15 protein-coding genes are annotated in these 23204 nt (G+C 34.0%); 7 read left to right on the forward strand and 8 right to left on the reverse strand.

Features of this window, described 5'->3' with window-relative positions; all coding sequences use genetic code 11:
* The first annotated feature begins 1 nt into the window (after window position 1).
* Together KO515_RS07970 and KO515_RS07975 are read left to right on the forward strand one after the other, a co-directional pair.
* Window positions 2–2794 carry a TonB-dependent receptor gene (locus KO515_RS07970; RefSeq protein WP_215935846.1) on the forward strand — a complete coding sequence of 931 codons (2793 nt, stop codon included), beginning with the start codon at window positions 2–4 and terminating at the stop codon, window positions 2792–2794.
* A 122-nt stretch (window positions 2795–2916) separates the two neighbouring features.
* Window positions 2917–4344, forward strand: a complete 1428-nt coding sequence (locus KO515_RS07975; RefSeq protein WP_252723813.1) for a DUF5689 domain-containing protein — start codon at window positions 2917–2919, stop codon at window positions 4342–4344.
* Window positions 4345–4836: 492 nt separating this feature from the next.
* Here KO515_RS07975 and KO515_RS07980 read toward each other — a convergent pair whose 3' ends face one another.
* The 3 genes from KO515_RS07980 to KO515_RS07990 form a co-directional block, all read right to left on the reverse strand.
* Window positions 4837–5244: a cation transporter gene (locus tag KO515_RS07980; protein ID WP_215935848.1), complete on the reverse strand. Its 408-nt coding sequence runs from the start codon at window positions 5242–5244 to the stop codon at window positions 4837–4839.
* Between the two features lie 257 nt (window positions 5245–5501).
* Window positions 5502–7580, reverse strand: coding sequence for an insulinase family protein (locus KO515_RS07985; protein WP_215935849.1), 2079 nt, complete (start codon window positions 7578–7580; stop codon window positions 5502–5504).
* A 19-nt stretch (window positions 7581–7599) separates the two neighbouring features.
* Window positions 7600–8916, reverse strand: a complete 1317-nt coding sequence (locus tag KO515_RS07990) for a M16 family metallopeptidase (protein WP_215935850.1) — start codon at window positions 8914–8916, stop codon at window positions 7600–7602.
* 301 nt (window positions 8917–9217) lie between these two features.
* On the opposite strand from KO515_RS07990, the gene rplU reads away from it, so the two are divergent.
* The 5 genes from rplU (at window position 9218) to KO515_RS08015 (ending at window position 15867) form a co-directional block, all read left to right on the forward strand.
* Window positions 9218–9871 carry a 50S ribosomal protein L21 gene (gene rplU, locus KO515_RS07995; RefSeq protein ID WP_215935851.1) on the forward strand — a complete coding sequence of 218 codons (654 nt, stop codon included), beginning with the start codon at window positions 9218–9220 and terminating at the stop codon, window positions 9869–9871.
* Between the two features lie 41 nt (window positions 9872–9912).
* Window positions 9913–10173, forward strand: coding sequence for a 50S ribosomal protein L27 (gene rpmA / locus KO515_RS08000; RefSeq protein WP_013869859.1), 261 nt, complete (start codon window positions 9913–9915; stop codon window positions 10171–10173).
* Window positions 10174–10345: 172 nt separating this feature from the next.
* Entirely contained in the window at window positions 10346–11860 is a 1515-nt protein-coding gene (locus KO515_RS08005) for a tetratricopeptide repeat protein (RefSeq protein WP_215935852.1), read from the forward strand.
* 157 nt (window positions 11861–12017) lie between these two features.
* Window positions 12018–14849 (forward strand): TonB-dependent receptor, encoded by a 2832-nt coding sequence (locus KO515_RS08010; RefSeq protein WP_215935853.1) that lies wholly within the window; start codon window positions 12018–12020, stop codon window positions 14847–14849.
* Between the two features lie 4 nt (window positions 14850–14853).
* Window positions 14854–15867, forward strand: coding sequence for a phytase (locus KO515_RS08015; protein ID WP_215935854.1), 1014 nt, complete (start codon window positions 14854–14856; stop codon window positions 15865–15867).
* A 61-nt stretch (window positions 15868–15928) separates the two neighbouring features.
* Here KO515_RS08015 and KO515_RS08020 read toward each other — a convergent pair whose 3' ends face one another.
* The 5 genes from KO515_RS08020 to KO515_RS08040 all read right to left on the reverse strand — a co-directional run bounded on the left by KO515_RS08020 (window position 15929) and on the right by KO515_RS08040 (window position 23044).
* A complete protein-coding gene (locus tag KO515_RS08020; RefSeq protein WP_215935855.1) occupies window positions 15929–17701 on the reverse strand; it encodes a MutS-related protein in 1773 nt (590 codons plus the stop codon).
* 104 nt (window positions 17702–17805) lie between these two features.
* A complete protein-coding gene (locus KO515_RS08025; protein ID WP_215935856.1) occupies window positions 17806–18552 on the reverse strand; it encodes a succinate dehydrogenase/fumarate reductase iron-sulfur subunit in 747 nt (248 codons plus the stop codon).
* Window positions 18553–18562: 10 nt separating this feature from the next.
* Entirely contained in the window at window positions 18563–20575 is a 2013-nt protein-coding gene (locus KO515_RS08030) for a fumarate reductase/succinate dehydrogenase flavoprotein subunit (RefSeq protein WP_215935857.1), read from the reverse strand.
* Window positions 20576–20589: 14 nt separating this feature from the next.
* Window positions 20590–21261, reverse strand: coding sequence for a succinate dehydrogenase cytochrome b subunit (locus tag KO515_RS08035; RefSeq protein ID WP_215935858.1), 672 nt, complete (start codon window positions 21259–21261; stop codon window positions 20590–20592).
* Between the two features lie 166 nt (window positions 21262–21427).
* Window positions 21428–23044 (reverse strand): aspartate:alanine exchanger family transporter, encoded by a 1617-nt coding sequence (locus KO515_RS08040; RefSeq protein WP_215935859.1) that lies wholly within the window; start codon window positions 23042–23044, stop codon window positions 21428–21430.
* Window positions 23045–23204 lie beyond the last annotated feature (160 nt).

Raw genomic sequence — 23204 nt, forward strand, 5'->3', positions numbered from 1 at the left:
TATGAAAAAAAGTTTAATTATTTTATTACTTGGAATTCTTTCCTCTTTTACTATGGTGGCTCAAAGCACTATTATTAAAGGTAGTGTAAAAGATGCTGCATCTTCGGAACCCATTCCAGATGTCACTATTACCATTGAAGAAACCCAGCAAACAACTTTAACTGATGGCTTTGGAGAATTTATATTCTCTAATAATGTACCATTAGGAGAACATGTTTTAAGAATTTCTAAAGAAGGATATGTAACTAAACGTTATCCAATCATTGTAAATGAAGGGAAAACAGTTGATATTACAGATATGATTTTAGATATCGATGTATCCGACGTTCAAGACATGTTTACTATTACACTTTCTGATGACGAACTAAATGATGACACGAGTGGAGCAGACAATATCTCTGGTTTGTTATCATCTTCATTAGACATCTTTCAGAGAACTGCAGCTTTTGAATTTAGCTCATCTTTCTTTAAGGTAAGAGGTTTAGACTCTGAAAACGGTTCTGTTTTGATGAATGGTATTGAAATGAACAAACTCTACAATGGTAGACCACAATGGAGTAATTGGGGAGGTTTAAATGACATGATGCGTAACCAAGTTTTAACAACTGGCTTAACGCCTTCAGACTACAATTTTGGTGGTGTTTTAGGAACTTCTAATATTATAACAAGAGCCTCTTCATATAGAAAAGGTGGAAGAATAACATATTCTACATCTAATAGAAGTTATACAAATCGTGCTATGGCGAGTTACGCTTCTGGTTTATTAGAAGGAGGCTGGTCTTATGCTCTTATGTTAGGAAGACGTTGGGGTGAAGAAGGTTTTGTAGATGGAACCTTATATGATTCTAATTCATTTTTTGCTTCTGTAGAAAAGAAAATAAACGACAAGCACAGTATTAACTTTACTTCAGTTTATACCCCTAATAGAAGAGGAAAGTCGTCTCCAAATACACAAGAAATTTATGACCTTAAAGGCATTAAATACAATGAGTATTGGGGAAGTTTAGATGGTGAACAACGTAACTCTCGTATTAAAGAAGTTGAAGAGCCAATATTTATGTTAAATCACTATTGGGATATTTCTTCTAAAACGAGATTAAACACAAACGTAGGTTACCAATTTGGTAAATTAGGAAACAGTAGATTGGATTATAGTGGTGGTGGAAACCCAAGTGCGGCATACTACCAACTATTACCAAGTTACCATGTACAGAGAGGTGATCTTGATAAAGCCTATTTAGCTGAGCAAGAATTTATAGAAGATGGCCAATTAGACTGGAATCGTATAATAGATGCTAACGTTACTAATAACATAAGTGATACAAGTTCAGCTTACGCATTGTACGAAGATAGATCTGATGATAAACAGTTAACTGTTAATTCTATTTTTACATCTGAAATTAATGAGCATGTTATTATTAATGGAGCCGTTAACTACAAAAACTTAAAATCAGAAAACTTTGGTGAAGTAATTGATTTATTAGGCTCTGATGTTGGTTTATTAAACGTAGATTCTTTTGACGGTTACCAATACGATAACCGAAATGGTGATCGATTAGTTGGAGAAGGAGACAAATACAGATATAACTACAATTTATATGCCGATGTGCTTTCTGCTTATGCACAAGGTCAGTTTACATATAATAAATTTGATTTCTATGTTTCTGGTAGCATAACAAATACAACCTATCAAAGAGAAGGTTTATGGGAAAACAGCAGATTTGATGAAGCTCAAACATTTGGACCTGAAGCTCCAACGTCATATGGTAAAGGAGAAGAACTTTCTTTTACGGGTGTAGGAGGTAAAGCCGGTGTGACTTACAAAATATCTGGAAAACACCTAATCGACGTTAATGGAGGTTACTTAACAAGAGCTCCTAATTTACGTAATACGTATTCTAACTCAAGAGAAAACCATAGTGTTGTAAGAGATATTAGTGAAGAGACAGTAACTTCTTTTGACGCAAGTTACATTTTTAGATCTCCAATAGTAAACGCTAAAGTAACTGGTTTCTATACACAAATCGCAGATGCTAATGAAGTTGGTTTCTATTATGCTGATGGTATTAGTGGTGGAAACGAAATTGCAGATAATGATACCTCTGCTTTTGTTCAAGAAGTATTACAGGGTATTGACAAGAAACACTTAGGTGTTGAATTAGGAATTGAAGCACAAGTAACACCAACGATTAAATTAAAAGGTGCAGCTTCTATCGGTCAGTACACATACGATAATAACCCTAATTTATATTTAACTTCTGCAAGTTTTGAAACAGCAGACGGTTCTGGTTCTATTGATTACGGTAAAGCCAACTTAAAAGACTACAAATTAGCAGGAGGTCCTCAGAGAGCGGCTTCGATAGGTTTTGAATATAGAGATCCTGATTTCTGGTGGTTTGGTGCTACCGCGAACTTCTTTTCTAATGCTTACATAGATGTCAATGCCTTAACTAGAACTGAAAACTTCTACTTAGCTTCAGACGGATTACCTATTAACGACTATGACGAAGAAATAGCGACAGAATTATTGAAGCAAGAGAAAATTAATGACTACATGGTTGTTAATTTAGTAGGTGGTAAATCTTGGAAAGTGGATCAGTATTACATTAGTTTATTTGCAAGTGTAGGAAACCTATTAGACGAGATCTACAAAACAGGTGGTTTTGAGCAAGGAAGAAATGCTAACTATACCGAGTTAAGAGATGACAACGCTGATGGTACACCTCAATTTGGTTCTAAATATTGGTATGGTCGTGGTGCAAATTATTTTGTTAACTTAAACGTCAGATTCTAAAAAAAGAAAAATTAATAAATAATATTACGATTATGAAATGTGAAACATTCATGAGTTCTATAATTATAAATAAAAATGTTATGAATAAAACGATTAAATCTTTAAAATTAATTTTGATCCTAATGGCATCATTTGCTATTACATCTTGTGTGGAAGATGATGATTACACTATACCTAGTAGCTTAGGAGATGAAGAAAATTATGCACTTCAAGAGTTATTAGATACTGCAACAGAGGTTTCATTTGATTATGCGAAAGCATTATATGACTCAGATCCTAATGATGATGGGGATAATGAAGATGCTATTCCTTATTTAGTTGAAAATGAAATATACATCAAAGGTTATATTTCTTCAAGTGATAAAACAGGAAATTTTTACAAAGAATTATACATTCAAAATAGTGCCGAAAACCCAACTAGCGCTATGAAAGTAATTTTAGACCAAGTTTCTAATTACAATCAATTTAATAAAGGTAGAGAGGTTTACATCAAACTAACTAGTCTTTATATTGGTGAAGAGCGTACAGGTAGTGGAGTTTACACTATTGGTGGTGATCCAGAATATGACCAATATGGTGGAACGGTAACAACGTTAAACTTTAACCAAATAGCGGAAAACATCTTACGTTCAGAAACAACTGAAGACATTGTGCCTTTAAACTTAACGTTTGCTGAAATCACTGATCAACACGTTGGTATGTTTGTTCAAATTGATGATGTTGAATTTGCAGATGACTTAAATGGTTTACAGTATTTTGATCCTATTGAAGTTTATGATACTGCTAGAACTTTACAATCTTGTTCTGGTTTTGGTTATGACACTTTTATCTTAGAGACAAGTTCTTTCGCTGATTTTAAGGCATACGACCTACCAACAGGAAACGGATCAATAAAAGCCGTGGTTAGCAAAACATTTGATGCTTCTAGCTATGTTTTAGCATTAAACTCTGTTGATGATGTGGATATGGAAGGTACAAGATGTTCTTTATTAAACTTAGACGATTTTGCTACACTTTTTGAAGAAGATTTTGAAAGCATGTCTACAGGGTCTGCAATTTCTAGTAACGGTTGGACGTCTTATGCGCAAGTAGGGACATACAATTGGAGAGCTTTAACTACTACAGATAGTGGAAATCCAGGACCAGGAAACATTATTGCTTCAATGGGTGCTTATGGTTCTAGTACTGATGAAAACATCGCTTGGTTAATTAGCCCAGCTATTGATTTAGATGCACAGGGTATAGAGTTTGTAAATTTCCAATCATCTAATAGTTTTTCTGATAATAGTGAATTAGAAGTATTAATCTCTACGGATTGGGATGGTACAACTGCTAATGTCGCTTCTGCTACATGGACAACACTTCCTGCAATAATAGCTGGTGACGATGAATTTTACCAAGATTGGTTCGATTCTGGATTAATTAACATAGGTTCTTATTCTGGTTCTGCTGGTTATATCGCTTTTAAATATATTGGTGGTTACCCATCAAGTGGAGATATTGACGGAACATTTGAAATAGATAATTTCAAAATTTTAGGTGAAAACTAAAAATTCATAACTTTTTATATAAACCTGCTGATTTTATAATTAGCAGGTTTTGTTTTTTAAATACTATTTACATGGCATCTCTACCTGACACTAACTATATTTTCGTATTCAATTATTATAAGAAAGCTTATGGAAAAAAAAGTATCAATATAGCACTCTTATATGTTTGCTTTTTAGAGCTTTCATTTGTACTGGTACTAGGCGCATTTTTAAAGGCATTTGCAAGCCAAATGAAGATAGGTATAATGTCTAACACTAAATTTGGAGTTCTATTAAGCCTAATAGGTCTAATTATAATTTTTAAAAACTGGATGCGATATAACGGAAAAAAAAGAAACATCCTCAACGCTAAATCTAAACGACATAATACCTCAATATTCCTATTATGGCTTTTACCTGCAGGATGCGTTGCAATAGCTTTAATTCTTCTTCAAGTCAAATAAAAAACGCCATCCTTTCGGATAGCGTTTCATAATAATTTTTTCACTAAAGTTATTCTACTTTTTCTTCAGTGCCAAATTCTTCTACTTTGTGCATGTTCTTTACTTTGTAAATGTCTGCTACTTTAGTAACGGTTTGTTCTAATGACTCCGGAGTGACTTTAGCCTCATCATATTCTACCATAGCTAAACGCTTATCAAAATCAACTTTTGCTGATTTTACACCTTCCATTTTAGCCATTTTCTTCTCGATTGTTTTAGCACAGCCCATAGCACATGTCATACCTTCAATACCAAACTCAACCTTAGTATACGTTGCATTTGGATCTAATGCACTTGCGACGTCTTTCTTTGTAACTTCTACCTCTACGGTTTTAACTTCTGGTTGTGATTCGTTTTTACAAGAGGTAACCATTAAAGCCATAACAGCTATTAAACTTATTGTCTTTATTGCGTTCATGAGTTCTGAAAATTAATAATTTTGGATAAATCTAATAAATATTGACGTTTCTAGCGAGACAATTAACGAATTTTGTGATTCCCTTTACAAATCTTTAAATGGAAATTATATTACTCATTAGAATTACTCATATTCACAACATTCATTAAAGATGTGCAACTGAATATTCACTTCTGAAATGACAATTAAGACCTCATTTTGAGACATAAAAAAACCGAAGCTCTCACTTCGGTTTCTTTATATGTATTTAATTCTGATTAATTAAAATCAGCCTCTGTAACACCTTCATTAATTTTCATTTCTGTATTTTCAAAAGATAATACTTGAGGACCTGTTGCTAATTTCATAGTATTTGGTAACATTACACCATCTACTTCTTTATAGTTAGCATAATCCGTAACCGTTGTTATGGTTTGACCTCCCATTTCAGTAGTTTCTTCAGTTCTCAATAAATAGCTCGTTTTAGTATCATAATATCTATAAGATACAACATCTCCCTTAGTCACCTTTACTTTGTAAACGTCACTACCTTCAATAGTCATTACACTTTCTAATTCTAATCTAGAAGCATCCATATGCAATTCTGGAAATAAACCTTTTTCAGCTTTACTAGAGGCTAACGCTTTTTCATCCATAGGTCTTTTCTGACCTTGACCTTCTTGGTATCCTGTTTCACCATTAAAGCTTTGCTTCATTACAGTACCCATGCCTTCAATGTTCAATTCCATAGAAAACTTATTAGGCGCCATTTGCTTACGCACTGCAGTTGGTTTATAAGGTGCACCAGGTATAGTCACATTAGAATTAATTAGAATCGTATTAATCTTGTTTAAATTCGCTTCACCTCCAATAGCAGTAACATAATTATTAAGAACAGTCTCAGCAGTTAATCCTGCTGGTAATGGCTTAGAGAAAACTGGCTTTTCAACTGGATTTGCATAAGCATCGTAATACTTAATAGGAATTCCTGTTTTTTCAAGATTTTCTATCACATCACTCCCTTTACCCACTATAAGGACTCTAGCATTTTCTGATTTAAAATACTTATTAGCCACTCTCATAATGTCTTCAGCAGAAACATCATTTATTTTCTGTAAATATGTTGCATAAAAATCCTTAGGTAAATCATTCAATTTTATATTTAACGCATAGTTCGCTACGGTTTGAGGACTCTCTAATCCCATAATAAAATTACCAACATACTTTGCTTTTGCATTTGCTAATAACTCAGCATCTACAGGTTCTGTTTTAATTCTATTAATTTCTTTTAAAGCTTCTACCACAGCACTATCAGTAACCATAGCTCTTACTTTTGCAGTTGCCGTAAAACGACCAGCTCCATATCTATTAGCTCTTAGGCTAGAATACGCACCATAGGTATAACCATGTTCTTCACGAAGGTTTTTAAATAAATAACCTTCTCCACCACCACCTAAAATATTGTTTGTGATTAAAGCCGCATGATAATCTTCATCATTCATCTTTAAATCTACATTATTCATAATGGTAATACTAGATTGTGATGCACTAGGTAAATCCACAAAATTAATCTGCGTATATTGTGCATTAGGGTTTACCTTAGGTAACCCTGTAGTGATATCTACAGATTTATCCCATTTAGAAAAATGTTTTTCTATTTGCTTTTTAATTGATTTAAATTCAACATCGCCAATAACTACTAAATAGGCATGATTAGGATTAAAATATTTCTCGTAAAAAGCTAAAGCATCTCCAAAAGCAACATTATTGATAGTCTCTTCAGTTGTAAACTCACCATAGGGGTGTTTAGTTCCATAGGCAAGAGCATTACCTACACGACTGCTAATGTCATCAATACTTTTTTCACCTTGCTTTAAGTTTTCAATAAGTTTCGTTTTTTCTTTTTCAAACTCTTCTTCTGTTAATAAAGGATTAATAGCAGCATCGGCCATTAACTCTAATATACGGTCCGAATATTTAGATAAAGAACTTGCGTACCCACCACTAAAACCAAAGCTTAAACGTGCGCCTAAAAAGTCGATCTCTTCATTAAAGTCGTCTTTAGAAATAGTAGTTGTTCCGTTACCTAACATACTACCAAGTATGCTCTCAAGACCAGCTTTATCTCCAGTAGCAATCGGGTTATTGTCTATACGTAATGAATAAGACACTCTTGGCAACTTATGATTTTCAACAACTAAAACTTTTAATCCATTTTTTAAAGAAAATTCTTTTGGAGTTTTTAAGCTAATTTCTGGTTCAGGACCAGCCTTTGGTTGTTTAGATCTATCTATCTGAGCATTAACTCCTATTGTTACTAAAAACAGAAGCGCAAATGCAGTTAATTTTGTTTTCATTATATAAGTCGTTTTCATCTTATTGATCATCTTTTTTAGGTAAATATTCTATTTCAACACGCTGATTTTTACTTAAATATTTTTTAGCTACAGCTTGAATTTCTTCTCTTGTTATTGATCTGTATATATCAATTTCTTTATTGATTAAATTCACATCTCCTTTTAACAAGTAATTTGTTGCTAAAGATTCTGCGATACCAACAATACTAGCGTTAGCATTTACAAATTGATTCTCAAATTGGTTAATTAATTTTTGATAATCGCGTTCTGCAATTAATTCATTTTGCATAATAACAATCTCTTCGTCAATTTCTTCCAAAATAGTATCTAAAGACGTTTCTCCTGAAGGGATTGCGAAAATTGTAAATATGTTATAATCCATTTGTGGAATATTTACAGCTTGTAATTGCAATGCTTGTTTCTGCTCATCAACTATTTTCTTGTATAAAACCGAACTTTTACCACCACTTAAATACGTTGAAATCATATCTAAAACATAAGCATCTCTACTTGCAAAACCTGGAGTTCTATAGGTTGCTAAAATTGCAGGAATTTGAATGTTTTCATCAAAAGCTTGCGCTTTTATAGTTTCCGTAATTGGTTCTTCTTTCAGGAAATTTCTTACTACTTCTGGTCTAGGTTTCACTTCACTGAAATAAGCAGTAACCAACTTTTTCGTTTTAGCCATATCAATATCTCCCGCAATTACTAAAACGGCATTATTTGGACCATAATATGTATCAAAAAAAGCATTAAATTCCTCTAAAGTAGCCGCATCTAAATGCTCCATGTACCCAATATTAGGATCCTTATAAGGGTGAACCTTAAAAAGGTTGGACCCTAAAGCTTCAAATAATCCTCCGTAAGGTGAACCAGAACGTTGACGTTTCTCTTCTTTCACAACCTCATTCTGCGTATCTACACCAACTTGATCAATTACTGGGTGCAACATACGTTCAGACTCTAACCATAAGGCTAATTCTAATTTATTAGATGGGAACACTTCAAAATAATAAGTTCTATCTTGAGATGTATTGGCATTAAATGTACCTCCGTTTGCAGGTATAATCTTCATGAATTCTCCACGATCAATATTTTCTGAACCTTCAAATAATAAATGCTCGAAAAAGTGTGCAAATCCTGTGCGCTCTCTATCTCCATCTTTTCCTCCTACATTGTACATCACCGATGTAGAAACCACTGGTGCTGTATTATCTTGATGCAGAATTACATGTAATCCATTGTCTAAATCAAACTCTTCGAATTCTACTTGTTGTGCTGTTGACATCAATCCAACTGACAACAAAAGAGCTAGAGTAAATAAGCCTTTTTTCATTATTAAATGTGTTTTAAATTTAAATTGTTTACGTGTTTGTCTTCACTAAATGCAAATTGTTACAGAATAGTCCAACAAAAATAAACAATGATTTCCCCTTTTAACATAATTAAATGTAAAAATTGGCCGATATTCAGGTGTCAATTTTAACAAATTGACCATAATCTATATTTTTTTAAGGTAAAAATGGGTCTAAAACCCTTAAAACACTTGCCTATTAATAATTTAGAAGTATATTTGCATCCGCTTTCTGAGAAGAAAGTATTTATATTAACAAACATTTTAATAAAAACGTTACGCTATGTACGCAATTGTAGAGATAGCAGGGCATCAATTTAAAGTTGAAAAAGACCAAAGAGTTTTTGTTAACCGTTTAGCATCAGAAGAAGGATCGACAGTAGATTTCGATAACGTTCTTTTGATTGGTGATGGTAGCAATATTACTTTAGGCGCCCCAGCTATAGACGGAGCACTAGTAGGTGCAAAAGTCTTAAGACACCTTAAAGGTGAGAAAGTAATCGTCTTCAAAAAGAAGAGACGTAAAGGTTACCGTGTAAAAAACGGACACAGACAATCTTTAACTGAAATCGTAATCGAAGGTATTACGGCTTCTGGAGCAAAGAAAGCTGCACCGAAGAAAACAGAGAAAAAAGTAGAAGCGAAAGCTGCTGCACCAAAAGCTAAAAAAGCAACTGGTAAAGCTGACGATTTGAAAAAAATTGAAGGTGCTGGACCAAAAGCTGCTGAAGCATTGGTAAACGCAGGATTCGAAACTTTTGAAAAAGTAGCGAATGCAAAGCCAGAAGAATTAAGTACTATTCTTTCTGAAGCTAGCTCAAGATTATCTCATATCGTTACAGATACTTGGCCAAAACAAGCTAAATTAGCTGCAGATGGTAAGTGGGACGAATTGAAAGAATTACAAGACAGATTAGACGGTGGAATTGAAAAGTAATTTTCAGTTGCATTAATATTAACAATATAAAACCTTAGATCATGGCTCATAAAAAAGGAGTTGGTAGTTCGAAGAATGGTAGAGAATCAGAATCGAAACGTTTAGGCGTTAAGATATTTGGTGGACAAGCTGCTATTGCTGGAAACATTATCATAAGACAACGTGGTAACACGCACCATCCAGGTGAAAACGTTTATCAAGGAAAAGATCATACTTTACATGCTAAAGTTGACGGTCTAGTAAAATTTACTAAGAAAAAAGACAATAAGTCTTATGTTTCTATAGAGCCTTTTGAGGCTTAAGAATCTCTTTTTCTTAAAGTAACAAAAAGCGTCTAATTATTTAGGCGCTTTTTTTATTTCATAACATTACCATTACAAAACAAAACTATTCAATTAATATACATCGCGTTACTTTACAAGTTATTTATAAGATACCGCTTTGCTAAAAAAATTGTTTATTTTCATTATCTGTGTGACTGGGTTAATATCCCATACGCAAACTATTGATGGCAACCTCAAAGAACTAAAACAGAAATTACAGGACGCGCACAACAACTCAGATTCTTCTATAATAGCACAGACCTATATAAAACTTGGAGATTTTTTTTCACGTTTAGAACTTTACAGCGAAGCCATTAATAATTACCACGCCTACCAAAATATCTATCATACCAAAGACACAACTGCCGTGTATGTAGAAAATGCTTTAGCACAAATTCATCTCGATCTAAAAAAATATAGCGATGCCCAATTACATGCCTCAAAAAGCTTAGAAATTTCTGAAAAACTTCTTTATAAAAAAGGCATTGCTAATACGCGTGCTATACTAGGTAGTATTGCAGAAAAACAAGGCCTATACAACGAGGCGCTCAAACATCAGAATTTAAGTTTAGTGATTTTTGAATCCTTAAAAGATAGTAAAGGACTCGCGGTGACTTACGAAAACATTGGAAGTATTCATGAAGATTTAGAAGCATTTGATTTAGCCTATCATTATTTTAAAAAAGCACAAAGCTATGCGAGACACTGTAATACCAATATTCAGATCAATATCCTTAATAATTTAGGAGATGTAAATAGTAAAACAGGCCAATTTGAAAAGGCTATTGCATACACAAATCAAGCTCTAGAGCGCGCTAAACAGACGAATAACACCTCGCAAATTGAAAGTGCCTATAAAGATTTAGCCCGAACCTATTCTGAATTGGGAGATTTCGAACAAGCCTACAAATATCTTAACAATCAGAGTGTCGTTAATGAACAAGAATTAAAAAGAAAGAACATTGAAGTTGTAAGTACGATGGAGGTTCTTCATGCCGTAAAAGAAAGAGAGGCAGAATTACAATTACTCAATAAACAAAAACAGGTTACAGAAGTAAGACAATACATTATTTTAATTTGTGCAGGCTCGGTAATACTTGTATTAATTGGTGGTTTTATATACTGGAAAAAACGAAAACAACACGAGCAGCATCTTTTAGAATATAAACAACAATTGCTTCAAGTTGATTTAGATAAAAAAACAGCTCAAGAAGCAGCATTACAACGCGAAATTGAAATTAAAGTCGCTTCACTTACTAATTACAGTTTAAACATCGCTCACAAAAACAAAATGCTCTCTGATGTTTCTAAAACCCTTTCTAAATTACAAGATAGAAGTATCACTTTAATACGCTCTAAATTAAAAGTCATTACAGCAGATATCGAAGCTGATTTAGCCAATCAAAATGAATGGACAGAACTCATGGGCTACTTTAGCCAAATACATCCTAATTTCTTTGAAAACATTAACAAAATTGCATTAGAATCACTTTCGGCTTCAGAAATGAGATTGAGTATGCTTTTAACACTTAACCTATCCTCAAAAGAAGTAGCAAGTATTCTTCATATTACACCAGACAGTGTAAGAATTGCAAGATATAGACTGAGAAAAAAATTACCAATAGATTCTAAAGACGATCTTTTAACATTTTTACTTAGCGTGTAAACCATATAATCTTAATCTTTTTTGAATGTTACCTTACTGTAAATGTTGCCTTCTTATATAGCTATTTTAGGACGTTTTGTTACTTTTTGATAACACAAATTTTAGCTAAAAAAAAGTGCTTAGGTCTAGTTTTGAGGAAAACAAAATCAACCTAAAAATGAAAACATTATTTAATCTATTACTCCTCTTAGCACTGCCCATATTAGGTCATGCTCAAACCGGAAATATCCAAGGGATTATAACCGATGAAAACGGATTAACCATTCCGGGTTCAACAGTAGTCATTCAATCCATTAAAAAAGGTACCGTAACCGATTTTAATGGGAAGTATACCTTAGTAAATATTCCAGAAGGAAGCTACACTATCACTGTAGAATACCTAGGATATGCAGACACCACTAAAGACGTTGTAGTCAAAGCCAACGAGACTGTAACGCTTAATTTTGCTTTAAATTCTGAAGACACTAATCTAGACGAAGTAATTATAACTGGATTTGGACTTGGCGGACAATCTAGAGCACTTAATACACAAAAAAACAAACAAAATATTACCAATATTGTATCAACGGATCAAGTTGGTAAATTCCCAGATGCTAACATTGGTGAAGCTGTAAAACGAATTCCTGGTATTACCATGCAAATGGATCAAGGTGAAGCAAGAGATGTTATTGTACGTGGTTTATCACCACAATTAAACTCGGTAACTTTAAATGGAAGTAGAATTCCTTCTGCTGAAAGTGATAATCGTAATATCCAAATGGATTTAATTCCTTCAGATATGATTCAAACCATTGAAGTTAATAAAGCAGTGACTCCAGATATGGATGCCGATGCGCTTGGTGGTTCTATTAATTTAATCACTAAAACGTCTCCGCAAGGCTTTCGCTTATCCGCTTCGGCTGGTTCTGGTATCAATTTTATTTCTGATAAGAGAATCTTAAATGGCTCCTTCTTAGTAGGAGACCGTTCTGCAAATAATAAGTTTGGTTGGGTCGTTGCTGCCTCTATTAATGATAATGATTTTGGAAGTCATAATGTGGAAGCAGAATGGACTGATGAATTTGAATACAATGCTGGTGACGAAGACAATTTAGTGGGCGTAGATGTTAATCCTTATGCCAATACTTTTGAAATTAGAGAATACAAAGTACAACGTATTAGACGTAGTTTTTCAGCTAATTTCGATTACAAATTAGATGACAATAACACCTTATTCGTTAAATCTATTTACAATTGGAGAGATGATAGAGAAAATAGATTTGTTTTAGAGCACGGCATTTTAGATGGAGAAGATATAGAACTAGGCGATTTTGAAGTTGTTGATGGCAACCTCACTATGTTTCCAGCAGAAGCCATACGTGAAACTAAAGCTGGTTTAGACAACAACCGAAATCAAAATACACGTTTAGAGGACCAAAGAATGCAAAACTACAGCCTTGGTGGAGATCACCTCTTTGGAGATGTGCAACTAGACTGGATGGCGTCCTTTTCTAAAGCATCCGAAGAACGTTTAAATGAACGCTATTTAGTTTATGAAACTGAATATTCGGTCCTTTTCAACAATAATGAAGATAAACCTTTATATACACCAGTTGCTGGAGAAGGTAATTACGAAGACTTTGAGTTTGGAGAATTAACAGAAGAAAATCAATACACCGAAGAAAAGGATATTAACGTTTTTGTGAATGCTCAAATTCCTCTATCTATAATTGACGGAAACGAAGGGTTCTTAAAAATTGGAGCAAAGACAAGAGTAAAGAATAAGTATACGGATAATGACTATGCTGAGTTTAGTAATCTTACAGGTGATTTAGATCTGCTAGGAAATGTACCAACACGCAATTATTCTAATCCTGATTTCTTAGCGGGAAGCCAATATCAAATCGGAAATTTTGCCACCCCAGAATTCATAGGTGGTTTAAATCTTTATGATACCGCTATATTTGAAGGAGAAGATTTACCTGAGGAATACATTACCGGAAATTTTGATGTTGATGAAAATGTATACGCTGGTTACGCGATGTTAACTCAAAATTTATCAGATAAATTCAGCATATTAGCTGGTTTACGTTTAGAACATACGGCTATTGAAAGTGAAGGTTATGAGTTAGAATTTGACACTGAAGGTGATGTTTCAGGTATTAATACGATTAAAGATAAAAATTCTTACACCAATGTCTTACCTGGTGTTCATTTAAAATACGATGTTACAGCTAACACTATTTTAAGATTTGCCTGGACGAATACTTTAGCACGTCCTAACTACGTCGATCTTGTACCTTATCGTGAAATTAGCAATGAAGATGAAGAAATTTATATTGGTAATTCTGAACTAAAGCCTACAACCTCTATGAATTTCGATATTATGGCAGAACATTATTTTAAATCTGTTGGTATTATCTCTGGAGGGTTGTTTTACAAGGACATTAAAGATTTCGTTTACACATTTCAATACGAAGATGAAAACGGATACGAAGTTTACCAACCTTTAAACGGTGATGATGCTTCGGTTTTAGGAGCTGAATTTTCATTTCAACGTCGTTTAGACTTTCTGCCAGGTTTCGCTAAAAACTTTAGTGTGTACTTAAACTACACCTATCTTACGTCTAGTACAGATGGTATTAGAAATGAAGATGGTGAAGAGCGTGTAGATTTAGATTTACCACAAACATCGCCAAATATGTACAATGCCTCTTTAGGGTATGCCGCAAAAAAATTCAGTCTACGTTTATCTACTAATTATTCTGATTCTTATATTGATGAAATTGGTGGCAATGCTTTTGAAGACCGTTATTACGATGAGCAGTTTTTCTTAGACTTCAATGCTAATATTGCGTTAAGCAACAACTTAAGCATGTATGTTAACTTAAACAACATTACCAACCAACCATTACGTTACTACCAAGGTGTAAAAGAAAGAACCATGCAGATGGAATATTACGAGAAACGTTTAACGATTGGTTTAAAATATGATTTATTTAAAAAATAGGACAATGAAGAAAGTAATACTAATAGGATTAATTTCCATAACGCTCGCATCTTGTGGTAATGGTTTACCAGAAATTGCACCCACTTTAATCACCGAAAAATTACCGCACGATAGTGATGATCCTGCCATATGGATTAATAAAGACAACCCAGAACAAAGTATTGTTTTTGGAACCGATAAAGATGAAATTGATGGTGGTGTCTATGCTTTTGATTTAGACGGAAAAATCATAAAAGACAAAAGTCTAACAGGTATTGCTTACCCAAATAATGTTGATGTAGAATATGGATTTAAAATCAACGATTCTACAGCAACCGATATCATGGTGTTTTCAGAAAGAGAAAAACATCAAATACGCGTGTATGCTATTCCAGATATGACGCCTTTAGATAATGGTGGATTTAAAGTATTTACTGATGAAACTGATGCAGAAATGAAACGACCAATGGGAGTTTCCATATATAAAAATCCAAAAACTGATGCTATTTCTGTATTTGTAAGTAGAAAAAATGGCCCTACGGAAGGGTATTTATACCAATATGGTTTAGAATCAGATTCATTGGGTGTGCATGCTAATCTTTTAAGAAAAGTAGGAAAGTTTAGTGGTACAAAAGAAATTGAAGCCATTGCGGTTGATGATGAATTGGGTTTTGTTTACTGTTCTGATGAAGGTGTTGGTATCAGAAAATTCCATGCCGATCCTAAAATGGGAAATGAAGAAATAGCCATGTTTGGTGGGGCAGACTTTAAAGATGACATTGAAGGCATTGCCATTGCAACGTATCCTAATGGCAAAGGGTTTATTATTGTCTCTAACCAACAAGACCATAGTTTTAACTTTTACAAGCGTAGTGACAACAGCTATGTAAAAACTCTGAATTTAGGAACTATAGAAACGGATGGTTGTGATATAGTAACAACACCTTTAGGTGAAAAATTCCCGAATGGCTTGTTTGTATCTATGAATGATGAAAGAGATTTTTTCTATCATGCTGTAGATTCTTTAAAATTGAAATAGAAAACAACGCTTATAATATGCCAAAAAGCCTTTCCAATAATCCTGGAAAGGCTTTTTTATATTATATAATTTCCATCTTCTTCAATAAGAAACTTGCGTTCATATTCTGGCAAACACCTTGTTTCAATTTATAATCAAAGAAGAGTTCATCGTTAATGATTTCGGCATCGAAGTAGTAGTTTTTTACAGCTTCTAATTCGGTTTCAATTTCAGTGAGACTTAAATCGTGTGTGGCGATGATGCCTGTAGCATGTTGCTTGACTAGCTTTTCAACAAACTTACGTGAGCCAATGGCTTTATCTGTACTGTTGGTTCCTTTTAGAATTTCATCTAATATGACAAAATAGTTTTTATCGTTTTCAATCGTATCAACTACAAATTTTAATCGTGTGAGCTCACTAAAGAAGTACGAACTATCATCGGTTAATGAATCTGTGGTCCGCATACTTGTAATTAACTTAATCGGCTTGTATTTGCTATGTTTGGCACAAATAGGCAAACCAACATTAGCCATCACAATATGTAACGCTACCGTTCTTAAAAAGGTACTTTTCCCTGCCATGTTGGCTCCTGTAACGATGAAGAATTGTTCTTCTTCAAGTTTTAAATCACTATCCACTCGTTTTTCAGGATTTAATAAGGGATGCCCTAAGCCTTCGGCTAAAATCGTAACGGGTTCTTCGGTGAGAATTGGGTATGTGAAGTCTTGATGGTTAAACGCATAATTTCCAAAACTATTAAAGGCATCAAAAAAAGTAACCACCTCAAACCAATCGTCCACCTTATCAGCATATTGTGTAATCCATTGTTCTACATTATAACTATTTCTAATATCTATCAAGAAATAGCCATTCCCAAAAATCGCTGAGATAAAATTATTTCTATTATCTAAAGCATCCAGTGTCTTTGAAAATTTTGAAAATATTTCTGAAGCTTTTAAACCGTCAGATTGAATTGATTTTTGTTTCGTTTTCAATAATTCTGATGTGAACTCTGTGGTTTCAATAGCCTTAAGTAACAAGGCATATTGTCTAAATGTATCTTTCGCTTTCTCTGTATTTTGAGCAAGGATATTAATTTTCTTCAAATACATACTTGTAAGTCCCAATCCTAACAACAACCAATAACCAATTATGGACACCGGAATAATTTCAGTAATCCCCAACCCAATAATAAGTAATGACGCCACACTAAAACCAATGGACGTCCAATACTGTGCTTTTCCTAAGAACGGTTTATAATCCTTTAACCATGAAATAATAGAAGTTGCAGAATGCTCTATTTCTACACCTTGTGCAACAGCTGCATAGTTTTGTCTCCATTCAGGTAATGCCGCCAATTCTTGTATGGCTTGTTGTCGCTCTTCAATATTCGTAATATCGTTTGACAATAAATTTTCGGTTAGCTTTTGAGTACCTTCTTTAATCGCTGTTCTATTGATAAACTGAAAAAAAGAGCCCTTTCCAAATAAATCGATATCTAAACTAAAAAAATGCTTCGGGTTTTGAAATTCTTCACCATCTAATCGCTCATGAAAATCACCTTTCGCAATATTCAATTCGTCTTCGTTAATGGCAATCAGTCGTTTGTGTAGGTTTCTTTTCGACTTTAGATCGGTATATCTTGAAAGCAAAAACAGAAAACTTGCCAAACCAACAACACCAATTCCTAAAGCAATTTGCCAATTTTGATACGTAAAATAGATACCAATTCCTGTAAGCACAAAAATGGAAAGCCTGAGCACGCTATATAAACTTAGTTGTTTGAATATACGCTTAGATTCAGCTTGATTAAGATCTAACTGTGCTTTATAAAATGTATTAGGGTTTTGCATGATTGTATTTAAAATCGAAATATAAGAAAAGTAAAAATCCCAAGGCATAATTATGCTTGGGATTTATATATCATTTAACGTCTTCTTCTAATGAAGACCGTATCTTATCCTTTTAAACTAGCAGATAAATACTCACGATTCATACGTGCAATATTTTCTAAAGAAATACCTTTAGGGCATTCTACTTCACAAGCTCCAGTGTTGGTACAGTTACCAAAACCTTCTAAATCCATTTGTGCTACCATATTCTGAACACGATCTGCAGCTTCAACTTGCCCTTGTGGTAATAAGGCATATTGAGAAACTTTGGCACCAACAAATAACATCGCTGAAGAGTTTTTACAACTCGCTACACAAGCACCACAACCAATACACGTTGCAGCATCCATAGCTTCATCAGCAGCATGTTTTGAAATAGGAATATTATTGGCATCTTGAGTATTACCAGATGTGTTTACAGAAATGTAACCACCTGCTTGCTGAATACGCTCAAAAGCCATTCTATCCACTACTAAATCTTTTATTACAGGAAATGCTGCTGCTCTAAATGGCTCTATCGTAATCGTATCACCATCGTTAAACATACGCATGTGTAACTGACAGGTTGTAATGCCTCTATCTGGACCATGGGCTTCACCGTTGATGTACATAGAACACATTCCGCAAATCCCTTCACGACAATCATGATCAAACGCTACAGGCTCTTCTCCAGAGTTAACTAATTGTTCATTCAAAACATCCATCATTTCTAAGAAAGACATATGTTCTGAAATCTCAGTTACTTTGTAATCGACCATTTGACCCTTAGCTTTTGAGTCTTTTTGTCTCCAAATTTTAAGTGTTAAATTCATATCGTCTTTCTTATTTGTATGAACGTTGTTTTAGTTCAATATCTTTAAATTCTAATTCTTCTTTATGTAATACCGCATCTGCTGGTTCACCTTTATATTCCCATGCCGCAACGAATGCAAAGTCTTCATCATTACGTTTTGCTTCTCCTTTTTGAGGACCATCTAATTCAGCAGACTCTTCTCTAAAGTGACCACCACAAGACTCTGAACGCATTAATGCATCTTTAGCAAACAATTCACCTAATTCTAAGAAATCGGCAACACGACCTGCTTTTTCAAGTTCCGGATTCATCTCATCTGCTGTTCCTGGGATGTAAATGTCTTTCCAAAATTCTTCTCTTATGGCTTTAATTTCTGACATCGCTTCAGTTAAACCTTGAGCGTTTCTAGACATTCCAACCTTATCCCACATTATTTTCCCTAATTTCTTATGGAAATAATCTACAGATTTTGTTCCTTTATTATTAACGAAGAAGTTAATTCTTTCTGTTACTTCTTTTTCTGCGTCATCAAATTCTTTCGTATCCGTTGGAATCTTTCCAGTACGAATATCATCCGCTAAATAATCACCAATGGTATATGGTAATACAAAATAACCATCCGCTAAACCTTGCATTAAAGCCGAAGCTCCAAGTCTGTTTGCACCATGATCAGAGAAATTAGCTTCTCCTATACAGTAACATCCAGGAATAGTCGTCATTAAGTTGTAATCTACCCAAACTCCACCCATGGTGTAGTGGACCGCTGGATAAATCATCATTGGTGTTTTGTATGGATTTTGATCTACAATCTTCTCATACATTTGAAATAAGTTTCCGTATTTCGCTTCAACGATGGCTTGACCTAATTCGTATATTTTTTCAGCAGTTGGATTCTTTATATTATGAATTTTAGCTTGCTCTTTCCCGTAGCGTTCAAAAGCAGATGCAAAATCTAAATAAACCGCTTCACCAGTGGCATTAACACCATAACCAGCATCACAACGTTCTTTAGCCGCTCTAGATGCCACATCACGTGGTACTAAGTTACCAAACGCAGGATAACGTCTTTCTAAGTAATAATCGCGCTCATCTTCTGACAAATCAGTTGGTTTTTTACGACCTTCTCTAATTGCCATCACATCTTCCATGTTTTTAGGTACCCAAATACGACCATCATTACGTAATGATTCTGACATCAATGTCAGTTTCGATTGGTAATCACCCGAACGTGGAATACATGTTGGGTGAATTTGTGTATAACAAGGATTTGCGAAATACGCTCCTTTTTTATGAATTTTCCAAGCGGCAGTCGCATTAGATCCCATAGCGTTTGTCGATAAGAAATATACATTTCCATAGCCACCAGAACCAACAACAACAGCATGTGCTGAATGTCTTTCTATTTCACCTGTAATTAAATTACGAGCAATAATACCTCTTGCTTTTCCGTCTACGATAACAACGTCTAGCATTTCGTGACGGTTAAACATTTCAATCTTACCACGAGCAATTTGTCTATTCATTGCAGAATAGGCTCCTAATAATAATTGTTGTCCTGTTTGACCTTTAGCATAAAATGTTCTAGACACCAATACTCCACCAAAAGAACGGTTATCTAATAATCCACCATAATCACGTGCAAAAGGAACACCTTGTGCCACACATTGGTCAATAATATTAGCAGACACCTCAGCCAAACGATAAACATTAGCTTCACGCGAGCGATAATCACCACCTTTTACGGTATCGTAAAATAATCTATATGTAGAATCACCATCACCTTGGTAATTTTTTGCGGCGTTAATACCACCTTGTGCTGCAATAGAGTGTGCTCTACGCGGTGAATCTTGGTAAGCAAATGCTTTTACATTATAACCTAACTCCGCTAAAGTTGCAGCAGCAGAACCACCAGCAAGACCAGTACCAACAACAATAACATCGATGTGACGTTTGTTAGCAGGATTTACTAAATCAATTTTATTTTTATAATCTGTCCATTTATCTTTAATTGGACCCTTTGGTACTTTTGAATCTAAAGCCATATTAGATATGTTTTTTAGTGATTAAAGTGATGAAATAATGCAATAAAAATAAACCCTAAAGGAATAATAATTGCGTATGCTTTTCCGAATCCTTTTAACCCTTTTGTGTATTTATTATTTGCTCCAACTGATTGAAATGCAGAATCAAAACCGTGTAATAAGTGAAGTGCTAAAAACACAAAACCAACACAGTAAAGTGCAACACGCCAAATAGGAACAAATTTTTCTTGTAATTCGTGGAAGTATCTGAATTCACCATTGTGCATACCAGACATATCACCAACAATATACTTGGTGTTTATTTCAGGAATCCAAAAATCAATAAAATGAATAACTAAGAATACGAGGATAAAACCTCCGCTCCAAATCATGTTTCTACTCATCCAAGTAGAATTGGCAGCACCATTATTTTTAGCGTACTTAACACCATTTGCTTTGTTGTTTTTAATTTCTAATACAAAACCCATTACGAAGTGAAAAATAACACCAATTATTAAAATAGGTTGAATCACGTATTGAATCACCCAAAAGGTGCCCATAAAGTGCGATATCTCATTAAAGGTATCTGGACTTAATACAGAAAATAGGTTAATAACAAAATGTTGTAGTACAAAAATCATGAGGAAGAATGCCGAAAGTGCCATGGCAAACTTTCTTCCTATTGACGAATTTAGAATTCCGCTCATTGTAGTTCTAATTTATTTTAGTCTAACAAAGATACAGCGCAATTAACTTTTGGGCAACTGCGATGATTGATAATTAATTTATTTAGAATGAATTTAAGTAGCTTAATAAATATCATCTATCAACTTGGTATAGTTCACCACAATTTATATAGAAATTCAAGGTAAATTATAGCAGCGCCATGATTTCAGCAACTATTATAATTAACACTAAAGAAAACGGATAAACGGCAGCATAAGCAATTTGCGGAGCATCAGATTCAGTCATTGAATCTGCAACACTCAAACCTGGTGTAGATGTCATACCTCCAGTTAAAGCGCCTAAAACAGATAAAAAATTAATTTTTAATATAAAGCGCCCTACAAGGACCGTAATAATCATAGGTATTATTGTAATAAGCGCCCCAAATAGCAAGAGAACAGCACCATGTTCTTGGATGGCTGACACTAAACTTTGTCCTGCACTTAGCCCTACAGGAGTAAGAAACAACAGCAGTCCAAATTGACGCAATATTTGATTTGCAGGACCTGGTAAATTCCAAATAACACCTCCGAATTTTCCTTTCCAACTTAAAAATATAGCGGATAACAACACACCTCCTGTGAGCCCTAATTTGAGGTGAATACTCCCTAATGGAATTGCTATAGAACCTATTAACACACCTAATACTATTCCTAATGCAACGGGTAAAAAACTAGTTTCACCGATTCGTTTTAGACTATCTCCAAATAATTGTGTTACCGCAGAAACATTCCCTTTAGAAGAAGATACTAAAATCTTATCCCCATATTTAATTAAGGTTGTTGGATGAGGCACAAGGTCTATCCCAGATCTTCTTATTCGAGTGATAGTCGCAGAATAATTATCAAAAAGATTCAATTCTCGTATTGATTTATTGACTACTGCATCATTACTTACTACATACCATTTAATTTCATATGATCCACTTCTTGGTATTTCGACATCAGTTATTTTACCTAATAAGAGTTCTATTCTATCTAATGCATTTACAGTTCCGACTGCTTTTATAATATCACCAGTTTCTAAAATCGTAGCACTTGTTGGAGACATAGGTAGTTGATTAGGCTTCATAATTCTAGAAATATTAGCTTTTGTCATGAAACGTATTTTCAACTCTTTTATCGTTTTCCCATTTACGTTTTCATTAGAAATGATAATATTTTTATTAATCACAACTGGGGTGTTAAAACTAGATATATCTTCAAAATTCTTTTCTTCCTTACTCATATTGACCCTAAATAGAGAAGGTCCTAATTTCACAAATAGAATAACTCCCAAAACTCCAAATGGATAAGCTATCCCATAACCAATGGAGGCTAAAGGCGACTGAGACGCTTCTATGGATGCTGCTAAACCAGGTGTAGATGTTAAGGCTCCCGTTAGTAAACCACTCATCATATTCATGTCAACCTCATATATATAAGAAATAGAAATAGCCGTTATCCCACCAGTAATTACTGTTATAGCCGCAAGTGCGATTAGTTTTGTGCCTTGTTCTTTAAAAGAACTAAAAAAAGAAGGTCCTGCCTGCATACCTATAGTATAAATAAACAACACCAACCCTACGCTTTGAATAATGGGTGGAATACTAAAATTAATACCATTATAATTATATAAATAACCAAAGAATATAGCGACAAAAATGACTGCAGACGTATCAAAACTAATGCCTTTAACCTTAATGTTTCCAAGAGCAATACCTAGTCCAATCACTAGAAACAATATAAAATAATCCTTTGTTAGTATCTCTGAAAAGACTTCCATAACTAATGTTCTATTTTTTTATTTAAGCATTCAAAATTATAGTGTTCTAAATTTGAATTATATGATTATTGTCACTTATAGAAATACTAATAGCGGTCCAAATCAAACTCACACGCTTAAAACACTGAAAACCATTGAACGAATACGTTGTCGTAGTTTT

It is taken from the genome of Winogradskyella psychrotolerans (assembly GCF_018860545.1).
In the GTDB taxonomy this organism is placed as follows: domain Bacteria; phylum Bacteroidota; class Bacteroidia; order Flavobacteriales; family Flavobacteriaceae; genus Winogradskyella; species Winogradskyella psychrotolerans_A.